General features: G+C 52.8%; 10 protein-coding genes. 8 read left to right on the forward strand and 2 right to left on the reverse strand.

Annotated elements, in window-relative coordinates; genetic code table 11:
- Positions 1 to 228: 228 nt before the first annotated feature.
- Positions 229 to 1953 carry a potassium/proton antiporter gene (locus tag KOR42_RS20635; RefSeq protein ID WP_231741040.1) on the reverse strand — a complete coding sequence of 575 codons (1725 nt, stop codon included), beginning with the start codon at positions 1951 to 1953 and terminating at the stop codon, positions 229 to 231.
- Between the two features lie 518 nt (positions 1954 to 2471).
- Between KOR42_RS20635 and KOR42_RS20640 the strand changes: the two genes are divergently transcribed.
- The 8 genes from KOR42_RS20640 to KOR42_RS20675 all read left to right on the forward strand — a co-directional run bounded on the left by KOR42_RS20640 (position 2472) and on the right by KOR42_RS20675 (position 13677).
- Complete coding sequence (locus KOR42_RS20640) at positions 2472 to 5177, forward strand: DUF1592 domain-containing protein (protein ID WP_197441401.1); 2706 nt, start codon at positions 2472 to 2474, stop codon at positions 5175 to 5177.
- 82 nt (positions 5178 to 5259) lie between these two features.
- Complete coding sequence (locus KOR42_RS20645) at positions 5260 to 6666, forward strand: DUF1552 domain-containing protein (RefSeq protein ID WP_146511734.1); 1407 nt, start codon at positions 5260 to 5262, stop codon at positions 6664 to 6666.
- A gap of 382 nt (positions 6667 to 7048) precedes the next feature.
- On the forward strand, positions 7049 to 8263 hold the full coding sequence (locus KOR42_RS20650) for a hypothetical protein (protein ID WP_146511735.1): 1215 nt from the start codon (positions 7049 to 7051) through the stop codon (positions 8261 to 8263).
- 101 nt (positions 8264 to 8364) lie between these two features.
- A complete protein-coding gene (locus KOR42_RS20655) occupies positions 8365 to 9723 on the forward strand; it encodes an ABC transporter permease (RefSeq protein ID WP_146511736.1) in 1359 nt (452 codons plus the stop codon).
- A complete protein-coding gene (locus KOR42_RS20660) occupies positions 9720 to 10460 on the forward strand; it encodes an ABC transporter ATP-binding protein (RefSeq protein WP_231741041.1) in 741 nt (246 codons plus the stop codon). Before KOR42_RS20655 ends, KOR42_RS20660 begins: the two co-directional genes overlap by 4 nt.
- Positions 10444 to 12123, forward strand: a complete 1680-nt coding sequence (gene modA / locus KOR42_RS20665) for a molybdate ABC transporter substrate-binding protein (protein ID WP_146511737.1) — start codon at positions 10444 to 10446, stop codon at positions 12121 to 12123. The genes KOR42_RS20660 and modA overlap by 17 nt, the downstream gene beginning before the upstream one ends.
- Positions 12123 to 13016: an ABC transporter permease gene (locus tag KOR42_RS20670; protein ID WP_231741042.1), complete on the forward strand. Its 894-nt coding sequence runs from the start codon at positions 12123 to 12125 to the stop codon at positions 13014 to 13016. The genes modA and KOR42_RS20670 overlap by 1 nt, the downstream gene beginning before the upstream one ends.
- 13 nt (positions 13017 to 13029) lie before the next feature.
- Positions 13030 to 13677: an ATP-binding cassette domain-containing protein gene (locus KOR42_RS20675; protein WP_146511738.1), complete on the forward strand. Its 648-nt coding sequence runs from the start codon at positions 13030 to 13032 to the stop codon at positions 13675 to 13677.
- A 71-nt stretch (positions 13678 to 13748) separates the two neighbouring features.
- Here the strand turns inward: KOR42_RS20675 and KOR42_RS20680 are convergent, their stop codons facing one another.
- Positions 13749 to 18077: an outer membrane protein assembly factor BamB family protein gene (locus tag KOR42_RS20680; protein ID WP_146511739.1), complete on the reverse strand. Its 4329-nt coding sequence runs from the start codon at positions 18075 to 18077 to the stop codon at positions 13749 to 13751.
- Positions 18078 to 18150 lie beyond the last annotated feature (73 nt).

Here is an 18150-nt window from a genome sequence, read left to right on the forward strand (position 1 = left end):
GAATCATTTCGATCATCTCCCACTGAAGGTCAGTCAGGTCACTTGGGTACGCTTTTCGAATCGCCTCGGACACCGTGCACTCCTTTGCGTTGATGAACCGCAAAGTGTGAACAAAACCAGACTTTCACAAAACCTCAGTTTCCGGATAGCCTCTAAGAGTTGAGTTATTAAGAGAGAAGCGAGTGTGAAGGCAAATCCGTCGAGAGCAGTACCCTGCTCTGCTCGTGTTTAAGAATTGCTTTGCTCTTCCGTTTGGATCGTCATTCCGACAGCCTCGATGCCACCAGTTCGGTCGATACTACGGATTCGGAAGGAGAGCGGGCCAAGTTGAACGACGTTTCCAGGGAGCACGTGTTCGATTCCGAGTGCTTTCTTTAAGGCCTCTTCCAGCGTGATGTCGAGTGGCTCGTCGAGAGCGACCCCGTAGAACTCAGTCAGCTCGCGAAGTGTTGTTGTCGGCCGCATTGGGAATTCGAAAGCCTTCGGGATTTCGACGACGGCATCGTGTGACGCGAAAATGTAGTTCACGATGGCGCGTCGTTCCGGACGAAGCACAACAATTGCATGGTCGCTGGGAAGAAGGACTGTCTTTCCCTGTGGGGGAATCAATTGTTCGTTTCGAACGAGAGTCGCGATGACAACACCTTCGGGAAGAGCAAGATCCTTCACCATGTGACCGGCAGCTCGCGAGTCTTCACTCACCAGATAGTCAACGATGTCCCCTTCGACGTTTCGAAGAGAACTGATTTCGAGCGTCACTGGCGGAACGGGATCGGGTGTGGTTGTGAGACCGAGCCACTGGGCTGCAAGTCGCAACGTGCTTCCCTGAAGGACTGCTGAGAGGACGACGATAAAGAAAACGATGTCGAAGAATAGAGACGCTCTGGGCGTTCCCAACATCAACGGAAACGTTGCCAATACGATCGGAACAGCACCTTTCAGACCAACCCACGAGATGAATAGCTGTTCTCTCCATGGGAAGCGAAACGGAGCCAGCGACAGCATAATCGCAACAGGTCGAGCAATCAGCATGAGAACGCATCCGATCAGCAGACCCTTCCAACCGACTTCGAGCAACCGGCTGGGGAAGCTCAGAATCCCCAGCATCACGAACATCACAATCTGCGAAAGCCACGCACTGGCGTCATGGAATAAACGAATTCCTCTTTGGAAGACCAGACGATTGTTTCCCAGGATCAACCCGGTGAGATAAACAGCCAGAAAGCCGCTTCCGCCGCATTGAGTTGTTACGCCGAAAGTGAGCAAGCAAAATGTGCTGACGAGAATTGGATAGAGACCCGCGGTATCGAGTTCGATCCGATTGATGATCAAGATCGCCAATCGTCCCATTCCCAACCCGAAGGCGGTTCCGATGAGCATTTGGGAGGCGAACAAGCCGAAGAGTTCGATCCCGATGGGCATCTTGTGAGCGAGAACTTCGATACATCCGACGGTCAGGAAAATCGCCATCGGATCATTCGATCCACTCTCGAGTTCCAGGATGGACACCAGATGTTTACGAAGGCTGACACCTCCTGATCTGAGAATGGAAAAAACGGCTGCTGCGTCGGTCGAACTCACGATTGCCCCGAGCAGCAACCCTTCCATAAGAGTGATTTCCAAAATCCATGACGTTGCCAGACCGGTGATCGCAGCGGTGATGAACACACCCACAGTCGCCAGGACAATCGACGACTTCCAGGCCACGCGGATTGCGGAAAATCGCGTGCTCAATCCGCCGTCGAAGAGAATCATGACCAGCGCAACAGTTCCGATTCCATGCGCTAATTCGTAATTCTCGAATTCAATCCCACCGATGCCTTCGGAACCGGCAAGCATTCCCAACAGGAGAAAGAGGACCAGCCCGGGAATTCCCCAGCGTGACGACAACTTGTTCGATGCAATCCCAAGGAGTAACAACACTCCACAAACGAGGATTAATCGGTCAACCATGAACATGGAGTAGCAATCAAACGGATGTTAATACGTTAATGGAAACGAACGACTCATACGTGTTTCGTGAGTTGCTCCATCTTCTAGTGATTGGAGGCGTCGCGGACAATCATTCGATCCCTTCGTCATTAAATCAATGTTCCCGGCGGAAACTCCAGTTGCACGGCACGGTCGATGGCGATCCCGGTTTTCCATTGGATCCATTCCCACAATGTGAGGCTTTTCTGCCAGGTTTCGATCGCTTGGCGGAGTGCACGAACTTGCTCGTTGTCCTCCCCTTCGATCTCACCGAGAATCCGGGCGGCCCCAGCGACGTTGCCGGAGAGGGCAAGTGCGGTCGCAAAGTTTGTCTTGTTACGACGTTGGTGGAAGGATCAGAAATCAGAAACAATTTATGGTTTCGCTAGGAGGGAATCCGGCGCCGCAGTATACTCAGAGGTGAAGCTTCCCCCCTTTTTCCTACCTCCACTGCCATGATTCAAAATCAACTCACTCGGCCGCTATCTATGAACTGCAGAGTGAATGCCAAACCTCACGGCTACATCAAGCGTTGGCAGGTGGCTCTCTTTGTGGGTGTGTGCATCTTTGCTCTGAACTCAACTGCCCTGATTGCTGAGGATCCCAGGGATCAAGGAACCGAACTCGGTTCTGTCGTTGAAGATGAATCTAACGACACTGAAGTCAATGTTCCTGAGCGCCCCGATCTCCAGAAGTATAAGACAAAAATCGAACCCCTTCTCAAATGGGCGTGTTTCGACTGTCATAGTGAAGAGCACTCTGAGGGCAATTTTCGAGCGGATCAGCTTGATCCCGATTTCGCTGGGGGAAATGACATCACCTGGTGGTTAGAGGTGTACTCTGTTCTCAGCAAAGGTGAGATGCCGCCGCCTGAGTCAAGCGAACTGACAGATGCTGACCGAATCTTCATCGTCGACTGGCTTTCTGCCGAGATTCAAAAGGCTGAGAAACTAAGAAAGTCCAGTGGGAGTCGATCATCGTTCCGTCGACTGACCCGCTACGAATACAACTATGCGCTGCAGGACTTGCTGGGTGTTCCCTGGACGTTCGCAGACGATCTTCCTGAAGAAGCGAGTGAAGATGATGGCTTTGAGAATAACGCGGAGTCCCTGCTGATTTCGGCCAAACAGGTCGAGACGTATTACCAACTCACTTTGAAAGCGCTGCAGCGAGTGACTGTTCGAGGTGAACGTCCCCCCGTCGTTTACTGGGGAATATCGATGGAGGAGGCTTTTCAACGAGAAAAGAAATGGCACGACGACACCGTCGAATCGACCAGAAAGAAATTTGAGGACGATCCGAAGGAACAATCGTCCCAGCTTGAGCGGCTCAATCGGCAATTTCAGGCATCGAATGATCGTTCCCACTACTCAGATTTAGCGACTGGAATGAGGGCGAAGTTCGAGTGGAACTATCGCCAAGCGAAGTATGCCTTCGAGGCCAGCGACGAAGTTCCATCGATGCCGGCGACGAGATCTTCTTTTGCAGTTGTGCATCCGGGAAGTCGTGAGGCTCTTACCGTTGATCTCGGAGACAGGCTTCCCGATGTCGGGACAATGCGAGTTCGCATTCGCGCATCGAGAGCAGAGGGCGTGACGCAACGTGTTCCAAGTTTGCAGCTCTACTTCGGTTTTCAGGCGACGGATCAGGGGCGATCGATCAAACGCGTCAGCCAGCGAGACGTCCAGATTCTCGCGCCCTATGGCAGCCCCGAGATCTATGAGTGGGATATTCCGTTAAGTGAAATTGAATACCGGAATACATATCGGGGAAGCATGAAACTGGGTCAGCAGCCCAATCCATCTGAGTATATCCGCTTCGTCAACAGTACCGTTGGACGATCAAGAGATGATTCGGAGAGTCCTGCGATTCTGATCGACTACGTTGAAGTTGCAGCACCGGTTTATGACGAATGGCCACCTCGAACACACCAGAATCTCTTCATTGAAAGCGATCTCGCGCACGACGAGACTGCCTATGCTCGGGAAATCATCACAACTTTCATGTCACGCGCCTGGCGGCAAGTGACTCCCGCTGAAATCGATCGAAAGGTGGAGTTGTTCCAACACATCCGCGCGGGCAGCCTCGACTTTCAGGAAGCAATCATTGACGTGCTTGCCACGATCCTGGCGTCGCCGAAATTTCTTTACGTGTCGTCAGGTGAATATGAATCACGAGCCGATCAAGAAGTTGCCCGGCTCCCACAGGCTGAACTCGCGGCACGATTGTCTCTCTTCCTCTGGTGTAGTGTTCCCGATGAAACGTTGCTGAAGTTGGCTTCCACGGGGCAGCTCACTGATCCGGAAGTCTTGCGGCAACAGGTCAACCGAATGCTCGACGATCCGAAAGGATCGCGGTTCGCTCAACACTTCGTGCAACAGTGGCTGAAGATGAGACCGCTTGAATACTTGAGCCCATCGAGAGGTGAAAATGGTCTCGATGAAGAGTTACTTGAATCGATGAAAGAAGAGCCCATCGCCCTCTTTGCGGACATGATTCGGAACGATTCGAGAATTTTGGATTTCGTTGACTCAGACTATCTCGTCGTGAACGAACGGCTCGCCAGCCACTACGGGATTCCCGGAGTTCAGGGGAATGATTTCCGGCGGGTTGCATTACCGGATGAGTTCAACCGGGGAGGACTGTTAACTCAAGCCGGGCTATTGACGATGAATTCCGATGGTGAAGATTCACATCCAGTGAAGCGAGGCGTTTGGCTGTTGACGAATCTGCTCAACGATCCGCCCCCGCCTCCTCCGCCTGCCGTTCCTGAGATCGATTTGTCTGACCCTGAAATCGCGAAGCTCAGTTTGAAGGAACGCATCGAAGACCATCGCGACCATGCTGCGTGTCTTTCGTGTCATCAGAAAATTGATCCCTGGGGAATTGCCTTCGAGAATTACGATGCACTGGGACGCTGGCGAGAGCAGGTCGACGGGAAAAGCATTGATGCGACAAGCGTTTTACCCAACAATATCAGTCTCAACGGAATAGCCGGACTCAAGAAGCACCTGGCGCAGGACCGTGAGGAACAATTTGTTCGGGCAACTGTCGAAAAAATGGCATCCTTTGCGCTGGGACGACAGCTTGATTTCGGGGATCGTGCGGAAGTGACCGACATCACCCGTAGGGTGAGAGAAGCTGGCGGCGGAATTCGAACACTGGTGATCTGTCTTGTGACGAGTGATCTCTTCCAATCACGGTGACGAGGAACACGTGTCGCACACGACGAAAGTAGCTGGTCAGTACATTTGAGACTTTCCTAAATCCCGACTGGAGTGAAATTTCATGGCTAACAACTTCCATCGGCTCGATCGTCGACGATTCCTCCGGGGAGCAGGGACTGCACTGGCACTTCCGCTGTTGAGTTCCAGTCTTCCACTCTCAGCAGCGACTCCCGATGGAGAGAGCAACCCCAAGCGACTTGCCTGCATTTATTTTCCCGATGGAGTTCCAATGCCACTTCGGGAAGACCCAGCTTACGAGGACTGGTCGTGGTTTCCGCATGGTGGGGGAACGGAATTCAAATTCACGAAGTGCACCGACGTTTTTGAACCAGTGATTCAAGACGTGACAATCCTGTCGGGGTTTTCGCATCCGCATGCCAGAAGAGTTCACGGTCATCGCAATGCCGACCAATTCTTGACAGCTGCAAAAATTCGTCGGGATGTCACGTACAAGAATTCAATCTCTCTCGATCAGGTTTACGCCGAACAAATTGGAGATCAGACGCGGTTTGCTTCGCTTGTGATGTCGACCGACGGAGGAATCGGCACGCCGTGCGCAGCTCAAACTCTCTCGTTCAATCGGATGGGACGGCCAATTCCGGCAGAGCAAAGCCCGAAGCGAATCTTCGACATGTTGTTCGTCAAAAAGGATGCCGATGCAGCCCGTCGACTGGCAATGAGTCAGAGTGCTTTGGATGAGATGCTCGCCGATGCGAAAGATCTGCGCGGAACGCTTCCCGCCGAAGACAAAGAACGCTTCGACGAATACTTGAATTCCGTTCGCGAAGCAGAAGTCCGCGTCCAGAAAGCCAAGGAGTGGGTTCACAAGCCGTTTCCGGTCGTTGATCAGGCTCTTTTCGAAGATGATATCTCTCCGGAGTCTCCTCGGCTCTATCTGCAATCGATGTTTGACATGATCTATCTCGCGTTCAAGACTGATTCGACGCGGGTTGCCACTTATCAGATCGGGCGCGAGAACGGAGCTGGCGTGAGTGACCGACTTGCTCGAGCGGTCGGTTTCAACCTCGCTCACAAGTTGACGCATGACACGAAGTTTCCTGGAGGGTGGGAGAACCTCGGGAAATATTGCCGGTTCCTCAATGAGGAATTTGTTCGGTTCGCAACTCGGTTGAAAGAAACCCCCGAGCCTGCAGGGACAGGGACAATGCTGGACAATTCGCTCCTGCTCTTTGGGTCGGCGTCGAGTGCATTCCATCTCTCACGAAACTATCCACTTGTGTTGGCAGGTGGAAAGAACATGGGGTTCAAACACGGACGCTACCTGAACTACGCAGGAGCGAATCCGATGAGCGGAGCCTGGAAAGGTGGCATCGAGCCGTACCAGAAAGAAATCACTCACGACGATCAGCGGCTGACCAGAGTGTTTGTCACCATGCTGCAGCAATTGGGAATGGAGACCGAGAGCTTCGCTGGAGCCACTGGCAATTTCCCGGAACTGCTGAGCTAAGTCCTCAAGAGAGTGAACCGGCGATCAATCCCGGCAATCCATCTCCGTGATCGCCTTGACCTCCCAATCGACGAAAAAACGATGCGGTGTTCTGGATCAATTCTCCCATCGAATTGATTCCGTGGATGCCCGGTCACAATGTCGACACGTCAAAGATCGTCGATGCAACTTGTCAGCGACGGCAAGCCTTTCGTTTCGTCGTCTTGTTTTGCCGTTTATTTGCAAAGAAATTTCGCTGGCTTCACATTTCTCGATGTGAGGACTCAATCTGTTGGTTGGTCGTGATCTGCCGCTTGCAAATTGAGACCGATTGTCGACACTGCCGAAGCAACGGTTCGGCGAATGACCGCCGATGAAAGTTTGCGAGGAAAGGTCTGCGAGAATGAGTATCATAAGCCGTTGTCTGTTGGCTTCGTTCGTCTTCTTACTTACCTCCTTGAATCAGGTTGACGCTTGCTCCGTTCCAGTTTTCAGATATGCACTGGAGCAGTGGGAACCGGATGCCTATCGCCTCGTCGTCATTTACGAGAACGAAATTTCCCCCCAACTCACTGAGCAGATTGGGAAGTGGAAAGAGGTTTTCGAGAAAGAGCATGCAAACATTCACGTTTCAACGTTGGATGTTCACGGCGAGATCCCTCCTCAGGACAAATGGCTTCTCGATAATCCGGAGATCACCGAATACCCCGCCTTTATGTTGATCAATCCCGGAGGGGGAACCTATCCGCCTCAACTTGTCTCGACTGGTTCCATTGCAGACTTGGAAGCTGAGACTCTCGTGTCGTCGGCGGTTCGGGATCAGATTACCGATCAGCTTGTGGGAGGCGCCTCGGCAGTTTGGGTGTTTCTCGAGTGCGGAATCCCGGAGAAAGACGACGCCAGCTTCGAAGTCTTGAAGAAAGAATTGGCTCATCATCAGAATGAGCTAAAGCTTCCGGAGATCGACAGCGACGATCTCGAGGAATTGAAAGCCCGGCCAGAGGATATCCGGATTGATTTCCAACTCCTCAGGCTTTCCCGCGACGATCCTCAAGAGCAGGTTCTGGTGAATCTTCTATTGGCCAGCGAACCCGATTTGCGAGAACTGACCTACCTCACTGAACCGATGGCCTTCCCTATTTTTGGTCGCGGGCGAGTCCTCTACACCCTGATTGGTGCCGGAATTCAACCTCTGACCATTGAAGAAGCTTCACGGTTTCTCGTCGGCGAATGCCAATGCACAGTCAAAGCTGATAACCCCGGGGTGGACTTACTTCTCTCCCGGAACTGGAGTGAGGCAATTCAGGTGACAGAACCCGAGGAAGTCGAAATTGAACTGACCGGAGTTGCTGGATTTCAAGGCGATGCGTTGGCTGCTAACGATGAGATGGTTTCAAAGATGGAGCCCGACCCAGTCTCTACCGACGTTTCTTCGGCTCCTCAATCTGAAGCTCAAACTGTCGAGATCATCGATGTCGAATCGACTTCTGAGAACGAGAGAGCAGCTGTTCAGAAAGAGAACCGAGTCACTGGCACGACATTCGGTGTCTGGGCGTTGTTGGGCATGATTGCTGGAGTCGTCTGCATCGCTTCGCTGGGAGTCATGTTCCGGTCATGACAGCGGGAGTGGGCGCTCGTTGAATTTTTCAAAGGGCAACACAGATTGAAACAGAGAGTGTCAGGCCGACGACAGGCAGTGTCCTCAGCAACGATGGTTCCATGAATATCTTTCACTTAATTTGGCGTGAGTTGAAATTTCGGCGCGGTGGATTCGTACTCGGCATGCTGGCGATTGCAGTCGCGACAGCCACATTCGTCGCTGCGGAAGTGATCCTTCAATCAGATCAAATCCTGACTCGTCAACTTCTCGATGAACAGCAAGCCAGCTTCGAATCGTCCATCGCTCAGCGTCGCCAGGATGTCGAGAAAGCAGGAAAGGCGTTGGAGGACGCAACTCGCAAACAAATGCTCAAGCTGGGATTCAACCTTTTGATTCTGCCTGAGTCGCAGGACCTGGACGAGCTGCACCTGAACGGGACGTTGTCGGCAGTCATGCCGGAGTCATATGTCGAACAGCTTGCAGAGTCGTCGATCGTGACGGTGAACCATCTACTCCCCGCGGTGACCAAGCGGATCGTGTGGCCCGAGAAAGATATTGAGGTCGTCCTGCATGGCACGCGAGGCGAAGTTCCGATCATGCATCGCGCGATGAAGAAACCTTTGCTCGATGCTGTGGCACCGGGACAAATGGTCGTGGGGCACAGTATTCACTCTCAACTCAATCTCAAGGTGGGAGATGTCGTGAAACTGATGGGTGAGGAATTCACCATCTCACAAGTGCATCCGCAAAGAGGCTCAGCAGACGACGTCACCGTGTGGATCGATCTTGAAACCGCACAGAAACTCCTCGGAATGGAAAACTTGATTCACGCGATTCTCGCACTCGAATGTGAGTGCGCGGGCGATCGACTCGCTGTGATTCGCGAAGAGATTGCGGGGATTCTGCCAGCAACGCAGGTGATCGAACGGTACTCCCAGGCAGTGACTCGAGCGGAAGCAAGAACTCAGGCCAAGGAAATGGCAGAACTCGCTCTCGAGCGAGAAGAGCAATCGGCCGAAACATTGTTGACCCAATTGAAGGAAGCCCGAGCGACCACAGAAGCCCAGCACGAGAGCCTGACTGCTGTCGTCGTGCCGACAAGTTATCTCGCGGCAGCTTCGCTCGTTGCCTTGCTCGCCCTGATGAACACATTTCAGCGACAGAGTGAAATCGGAATCCTGCGTGCTTTGGGAGCGACAAGCAAACAAATTCTGGGAGTCTTCCTCGGCAAGGCTTTTCTGTTGGGACTGACAGGTGGTTTACTGGGATCGGCTGCTGGACTCTTCATTGGATGGTTGCTGAGCGATCTCGGACAAACTCCCGGAACATTTGTGAAGACGTTTGCAGATGATCTGGGAATGGTGCTCCTCAGCGGGCCTGCGACAGCAATTCTTCTGGCGGGTCTTGCGAGTTGGATCGCGGCCCTTGTCGCGCTTCGACTCGATGCGGCAGTCATTTTGCAGAAGGAGACGACATGAGCACTTCGATGCAAACCAACGAAGATACAGAACAGACTCCGGAAGCGACGGAAACGGCTCTGGTCGACGTGAGTCGACTCTCGAAGCTGTACACCGGTCAGCAGGAGATCAAAGCACTCGATGACGTTTCCCTGAAACTTCATGCGGGAGAGTTTGTTGTCATTCGTGGTGCAAGTGGTTCGGGGAAAACGACCCTCCTGTTGACGATTGGAACACTGCTGCGACCGGACAGCGGAACGCTCCGCATCGCAGGAAAGGAACCCTACAACTTGTCGAATGATGATCGTGCCCGATTTCGAGCCGATAAGATTGGATTCGTTTTTCAGCAGTTCCATCTCGTTCCCTATCTCAGCGTTCTCGAAAACATTCAGGCTCCTGCTCTGACGAATCCGCACGTTTCGAAAGACGATGCCATTCGCCTGATGGAACAGTTCGGGCTGAGCGATCGCAGCAACCATCTGGCCAGCCAACTCAGTTCCGGAGAGCGACAGCGTTGCGCGTTAGCACGAGCCATGGTGACCAATCCAAGCCTCCTTCTCGCTGATGAGCCAACCGGAAATTTAGACGAAGTCAATGCCGAGATCGTGATGAAATCGCTCGCCGACTTTGCACAAAGAGGTGGGACCGTCTTGCTGGTCACTCACGATCTTAGAAACAGTGAATTCGCGGACCGAACGTTGAAGATGTCGAACGGTCGGATCTTGATGGAAGAGACTGGTCATGCTGAATCAAACTGATCAACCGAAGAGCGAGTTCACGAGATTGATTCCGGGAGCCCGGTCTTCTCGCCGTGGAAGCCTGCATTGGCAACTGCTCTTCGGCATTGTGATTTTCTGTGGCGTGCTGTTCGTTGTGATGCGACGAGGAAGCCAGCCGACGCACTCAAACAATTCGTCTGATCAAAGCCCCACTCACACCATCGTGATGCAGACCGCTGCCGGGATGCGCGTCGCGGTGGAACAGATTGCAGCCGACTATGAACGCGAGTACGGAGTTCATGTCGATTTGCGTTATGGAGGCTCGAACTCACTCTTGAATCAGATTCAGGTCAACCAGTTTGACACGTCTGATCTCTATCTGGCAGCTGATGACTCTTACACGGAAAAAGCACGAGAACTCGGGCTCGCCCAGGAACAAATTCCGATTGCTTATCTAAGGCCAGTGATCGCGGTTCGAAAAGACTCAGGCAAAACATTTCAGTCGCTCGAAGATCTTCTCGCTGAAGGTGTTTCACTTTCTGTCGGAAGTCCGGATCAGGCAGCAATCGGCAAAGCAACACAGAAGGCACTTGAGAACATTTCTTATGGGAAATCGAACTTCTGGAACGCCTTCGAAAAACACGTCACCGAGCATGGTGTTTTCAAACCGACCGTGAATGAAGTCGCCAATGACATCATGATTGGTGCTGTCGATGCCGGAATTGTTTGGGACTCGACCGTCATGATGCCCAATCTTCGAGAAGAGTTGGAAGCCATTCACTTTGACGAGTTGGCAACTGACCCGAAGTTGGTTTCCGTCTGTGTCCTCAACTCCTCAGAACAGCCCGTCGAAGCACTCAAATTCGCACGTTACCTCTCCGCGCGGGATCGCGGACTGAAAACATTTGCGAGCTACGGTATGGAGCCTGTTGACGGTGATGTCTGGGAGCCTCATCCGGAACTGAACTTCTTCTGTGGTGCAGTCAATCGACGCGGAATCGAACCTGTTCTTGAAGCTTTTCAGAAGCGAGAGGGAGTGACGATCAACACGGTGTACGATGGATGTGGCATCCTGACGGGACGAATGAAGAACATTGATCAACAATCGACGGATTTGGGATTTCCCGACATCTATATGGCATGCGATCGATACTATCTCGACAACGTTGCCAGTTGGTTTCAGGATGATGTCGACGTCACAAATACCGAAATCGTCATCGCTGTTCCCAAAGGAAGCGAGAAGGTCAAGACGCTGAATGATCTTATCCGACCGGGAGTCAGGGTCTCGATCGGAGACGGGACTCAGTGCACGATCGGAGCCCTCACCCGGCGCTTGCTCGAGAAAGAAGGACTTTACGAAGCATTGATGTCGAAGCAGCAGTCTGCGACTGATGTTGTTGTTGAGAAACCGTCTTCAGCCATGCTTGTTCCGGATGTCGTCACGGGGCATGTGGATGCGACCATCGCCTATCTGACCGATGTGATGCAAAACTCCGAGGATGTCGACGTCATTCGGCTCACCTCTCCCCATCGGCACGCCATTCAACCCTTCAGCATCTCGCGATCAAGCCATCACAAGCAACTTGCTCGGAGATTGATGACTCAAATTCATCAGTCACAGCAAGCATTCGAAGCAGCCGGTTTCAATTTCCTTCTCAATACGACGGCTTTGCGAGTTCCGGTTGCTGAGAGCCAGGATTGATGAAAACGCGGAGCGACAAAGAGGAGAAACAGCTGACGATCTCTCAGCCGGTGATTTCCTTCTCAAACTCAATGTTCTTTCTGACGCTTTCGATTCTGGGCGCATCGTACGTCGTTCTGATCCTGGCAATGTTGTCTGCGGATTTTGCATACATGGTCCGGGAGACCGGCGCTGACCAGGAATTCTATTCTTCCGAATCGTCAACTGTTGTCACGGAGCGCAGCAATCCGATCGTCGAATCCTTAAGCGACCCGAAGGTCCAGTATTCGATTTGGCTGAGCATGACGTCTTGTACATTCTCAGCACTATTGAGCCTGCTTGTCGCTGTCCCGATGGGATACCTCATGTCTCGCTATCGATTTCCTGGGCATGGTTTGGTCGATGCGATATTGGATATCCCGATCGTCCTTCCTCCACTTGTCGTCGGGTTAAGCCTTCTGATCCTGTTTCAGTTTCCGCCGTTTGCATACTTTGCCCGCGAGGTTGTGTATCAGGTTCCGGCTGTCATCGTCGCCCAGTTTTCCGTGGCATGCGCGTTCTCTGTTCGGACGATGAAATCGACGTTCGATCACATCAATCCTCGATGTGAACAAGTCGCAATTTCTCTGGGATGCTCAAAGGCTCAGGCGTTCGGTGGCGTCGTTTTACCGGAAGCGCGTCGAGGAATTCTCACAGCCTTTACTCTGGCGTGGGCAAGATCGCTGGGTGAGTTTGGCCCCTTATTGATTTTCGCCGGTGCGACTCGAATGAAAACAGAAGTCCTCTCAACGACGGTCTTCCTCGAAATGAACGTTGGAAATCTTCAGGGGGCCGTGGCTGTTTCGCTGATTATGGTGTTCGCAGCTGTGATCGTGCTGGTCTTGACCAGAGTTTTCGGGCAGTCGGAACTTTGAAAGGAGCCGCGTTTTGATTTCGCTCCAGAACGTATCGATTCAACAGGGTAAGTTTCGGCTCGACGACATCAGTTTTCTGGTTCCGAGTGGAGCCTATTCGGTTCTGATGGGAAAGACAGGATCAGGGAAGACGACGATCCTGGAAGCGATTCTTGGTTTCCGAAAGATCGCTCGAGGACAAATTACGCTCGTCGACAAAGACGTTACAAAGATGAACCCAGCTGTTCGCGGAATCGGCTACGTTCCGCAAGATGCCGCATTGTTTTCAAGCATGAGCGTCCGCAGTCATCTCGCGTTCGCGCTTCAAGTCAGACGATGTCACAAGCAGGTTGTTAATGGCCGAGTCAATGAGCTGGCCGAGATGCTGGGGATCACTTATCTGCTCGATCGGTTTCCCGACAAACTCAGCGGCGGCGAAAAACAAAGAGTGGCGATCGGGCGTGCGATCTCATTTCGCCCCAAAATTCTTTGCCTCGACGAACCACTCAGTGCCCTCGATGAGGAAACTCATTCCCAGATGTGCGACCTGTTAAAGACCGTCTGGAAAGAAACCGGGGTGACTGCTCTTCACGTGACGCACCATGTCTCGGAAGCATCGAATCTGGCAACTCAGGTTCTAAAAATCGCCGATGGTGCGATTCACACCATCGGCGACGAATAACGTTCCCGACATTTCCGTCGGGGCTGAACTCGGTGAACTTGCTAAGCCCGAGTATGGTGGCACGGTGAGTCTTATTCCTCAGACTCGACCACTTCGTGAATTTCGATTCCGCTCAGGACCGGTTGTCCTTCCTTCGGAAGAAAACGAAGCTTTAATCGGTCTGACGGAGCCCATGTTTTGATGTGGTGGATTTGCGCCTCTTGATCGGCGTTTCCGTTCCGCTGAAGAGCGATGTCGTGAAGCACAACCTCATCACCAATCGCGACGTCGAACCGACGGCGATTCGAATCCGCGTTTCTCGGAAGACCGAAGTAAAGCGAGAGTTCATATTGTCTTTGAACTGCGCCTTCTCCTTGGGAGTCGTCTGCTTCCTCGGCATCGATCAACAAGCGGGCGGCCCCTTTCTGGCCCCGTCCACTTGAGGAGACGGCAACACGTTTTCCCGTTCCGGAAATCATCAGAGCGATTGAATTGCCCGGCTTCCAGTCTTCGCGGTTGACGATCTCCTGGATCAGCGCCGAGAGATCCGGAGTTCGTTCCGCTTCGGTTGCAGCCCCCGGTCGTGTCCAGGGTTCTGGTTTCCAATCAACTTTGGCGGCCGTTTGGGCTCGGGAAGAAACGTTGTGCGAATTGCTTTCGAATTCTTTCGCATTCCCGGTCGCTTCGGCTGTGATCACAACCGATGTGGGAACATCCGAAGCCTCATCACACGTGAATTGAAGATAGGCCGAGCGGATCGTAGTTCCTCGAGCCAGTGGGATGTCAGTAAAGCGTAGGCCAACCGTCTGGTTTCCGCCATCTTCCACAATTTCGAGATCGCTGCTGCCTGAACTCACGTCGCCTGACTCAGCTTCTTCGACATCGTCATTTGCATGGCCGACGGGAATTCCCGATTTCAGGTCGACACGCTGTTTCAGGTTTAAGTCGATGGTCAAATCTGTCACGTTCTCAATTCCCGATGCCAGTACCCATGCCGGTTCGGCCGCACCAACTGAAGTCGAGTGATGGCTGAAAATCTTTGCATCGTCGTTGAGTTGAATATTGATGGGAGCCGATGGACCAGCAACAGGAGGATGTTCAAGCCATACGACTCCGTTCTCGTCCGACCTGTCTCCGGGTGCGCCGAAATTGATTCCGCCGTCTTTCAATCGACCAGTGGTCTCCTGAATTCCGACAGCAGGATTGATCGTCCAGAACTCAAGGTCAGGCATGTGAACAAGTGCCAGTGAGGTCTGATTTTGATAGGCACAACTGCAAGTTCGCGTGTAGTCAGGAGCGTTCAGCACACCGTTGGCAACCACAAGATTGGAAGTACAGCCGGACTTGAATCCTCCGAAGTTCCCCGTTCCGCTCTCGCTGAGAAGGTCGTAGAAGCCTGCTGCTCCTGACCGAAACGTGAGAAGGTTTTCACTGGCAATGACCGTGTTGCAGCCATAGGCCCGCGTCAATTTCCATGGTTGGAGTTCTCCGGTCAACGGGTTCGCAACGAGCTTGGGGTGACCATCGACAAGATGAAATGCCCCGGCAGATTCTCGATATGAATTCGCATTCGTGAAGATCCAGTCATTGTGAAGAATGCATGGCCCCGCATAGGAAATGGAATCGTTCTTCCATTGAACATCTCCGCTGTCTGCTTGATAGACGGCCATCCCCTGCCCAACTTCGGCATAGAGTCGGTCGCTCGCAGAGGCACCCGCTTGGAGTAGCAGGTCATGCTCTTCTGAGTATCCCAGCCAGGTTCCGAAGACCCCATCAGTGATTTCCCAGTTGAGTTTGCCAGTTTTTGCGTCAAATGAGGCGATGCGATAAGTGTCGGCGTTGGAAACACCACGACGACGAAGAGCCGCCGCAATCAGTTCAGGGGTTCGATCGAGGCAATAGATTCTTCCCCCACCCGCGACAATTCCGTTGTGCCAGAAACTGTGGACCGCATCGTTCTTCCAAAGAAGTTCCCCAGTGTGTCGGTCGAATGCGATCAGACTCATACTGGCCGCTCGATCGAGGCTCTTGGATCCGAACCCAGCCCGGTTGCGACGAAGTTCCTCGTCGGAGCTGAACTTCAGGTTCAAACGATCACGATAAGAAGCGAAACCGTATCCTGCGAGCAGCAGATCTTCGTAGACCCCAATGTAACCCCATTGCGGACGTTCGCCGGAGTCATTCATCGGGAGTTCGAGTTTTTGAATCGTCTCTCCGCTGGAGGGGTCGAGAACGTGGCAACGGCTCCCTTCGACGATATAGATACGATCGTCAGTGACGACGTAATTCGTGCTGCGACCGTTCGCACCCGGGATATGGACCTGATTGTATTTGGGATCGAGGGGAGTGTCTTCGTACGTTTCATCGTAATAAACGTCGTAGGTTCCCAGGTCTTCGAATTCCCTCTTCCACAGAACTCGTCCGGTATAGACATCTCGGGCACTCAGGCTGTTCATTCCCTGAATAAACAAGCGACCACCAACAACTTGCTCCGGTGGGCCGTGTCCATGTCGAGGCAACACGTCCATGTTGCTGCTGCCGCCGAACCACAAGACACCCAATGGAAGTTTAACGCGGCGATCATCAGATTTAATTGTATTCGCCACATCTCCGTGTTGATGAGTCCAGTCTGCCGATCCAGGCAGAGCGCCAATACGTTGAACCGTCACGAAATCGTCATCAATCGTCACTTGAGCTTGTTCAAGATTCAGAGACTGAACCCGTGCAGCGAGTTCAGCATGATTGTCTTCGGCGAGCAATCTGAGTGTGCCACCGTAGGGGCGGACGGATTCGTAAATGGTCTCGATCTCGGAGCCCGAAGCATTTGCTGCTTGTTGCGCTCCGACAACAATCAGATGAGCGATATAGCTTGGCGCGAGGAATGTCTGTGCGTTTCCGACATGTGCTGTCGTCCGTCCATACAATCCCGCAGCATCCAATTGTGATCGGAGTCGTTCGACCCGCTCGGAATCGGAGTCGATCACTGCGAGTTGTGTGAATGGCTGTTCCGCCATCGTCATGACAAGTGATTCGTCTGTCGCTCCGAAAAAGAGTGCATACCCACTGGTGTCACAATCGGAAACAAGTTTCGCCACAGTGGCTTGAGAATCATCATCAAGCTGGAGCGGCTGTTTCTCTTCGGTGATCGTTCTCGGCGCGTCTTCGGCAGTTTCGCCAAATGCAAGAATTGACCCGTCGAGAGTAACAGCGACCAGTTTGTCATCGCCTGCAAGAAGGCGTTCGATTCGACCATCAACTGGAATCGCCGCGATTACCTTGGCGTCACTTTGAGGAGTTGGAAGTTGAATGACGGAGATCTCGTTTTCCCCGGCGGCGTAGAGTCGATCGCCCGCGAGGATCATGTCTCCGCGACCATCGGACTCGATTTCCCAGAGAAGTTTGTCACCCTCGCCGAACGCCCGAATGACTGGCGTCTCTTCGTTGACCATCACTGAGTAGACGATTCCGTCGGCCAGAACCGGCTCGTTAGGCATGAATGCCGTTTTGACGCCACTTTCGATATCGAATGCACGTGTCCCTTTTAAACGGGTGTGCAAGTAGAACCGCGACTCATCGGCAGCGATGAATGTTCCGCCGGTTCCCTTTCCTCCGGAATTGATCTCGAAGTGCTTGAGGGTTCCTGAATCGCGATCAAAAACGGCTGGGACTGATCGTCCACCAGGGACAATGAGGTGATTCTCAGTTGCAACGAGAGCACCTTGTGGAGCGACTCCGGCGAAAGATGGAGCGCTGTGTGGTTGCTTGATGTACTGGGCACCGGTGCTGTCATTGAGCCATTGGACTGCTCCGCTTTCGGCATCCAGTGAATAGATGAATGTTCCCATCATCGGCCAGATACTGGCAGCGAAGTAAACTGTGTTGTCTCGAATCACAGGGCCGCCGCGTGCTGGCCAGACCGATACAAATCTCTGATTTCCGATCGCCTTCTGGTTGCTGGGAGCCCCACCGAATTTCCAGATCAATTCCCCTTTGTCTGCGGACACGCAGTACAGGTTTCCGTCATCCGAAGTGAAGTAAACTTTCCCGTTTGATGCAGCAGGTGGAACGCGTACCGGAGCGTCTGTGAAGAATGTCCACAGTTCATCTCCAGAATCAGCATCGAACGCCACGAACTTGTCGCGGTCGTTGAATCCCATGAACAAACGACCATCCAGAATGACCGGTTCGAAGACGCGGTCATAGGTCATCATGTCGAGATTGAGAGGGTCGTCCCATGCTTGTTCGCGTTGCGAATAAACCCGTTTCCAAAGCAGTGTTAATTGCTCGGGGAGTCCATCGGAAGTGGACGCTGAGCGTTGCGCGTCACCTCGCCACATGGGCCAGTCTGATCCGACGGCACACGGCAGGTTCGTCAACAACAGAAACAGGAAGACCATCAGTGTTGGTTTGGGGATGCTCATTCCGTTTATTCCATTCCACGCTTATTGGTGAGTTCGCATCGACAACAGGATGAAGTCTAAACAAGTCAAATGA

The sequence above is a fragment of the Thalassoglobus neptunius genome, from assembly GCF_007859735.1.
GTDB lineage: Bacteria > Planctomycetota > Planctomycetia > Planctomycetales > Planctomycetaceae > Thalassoglobus > Thalassoglobus neptunius.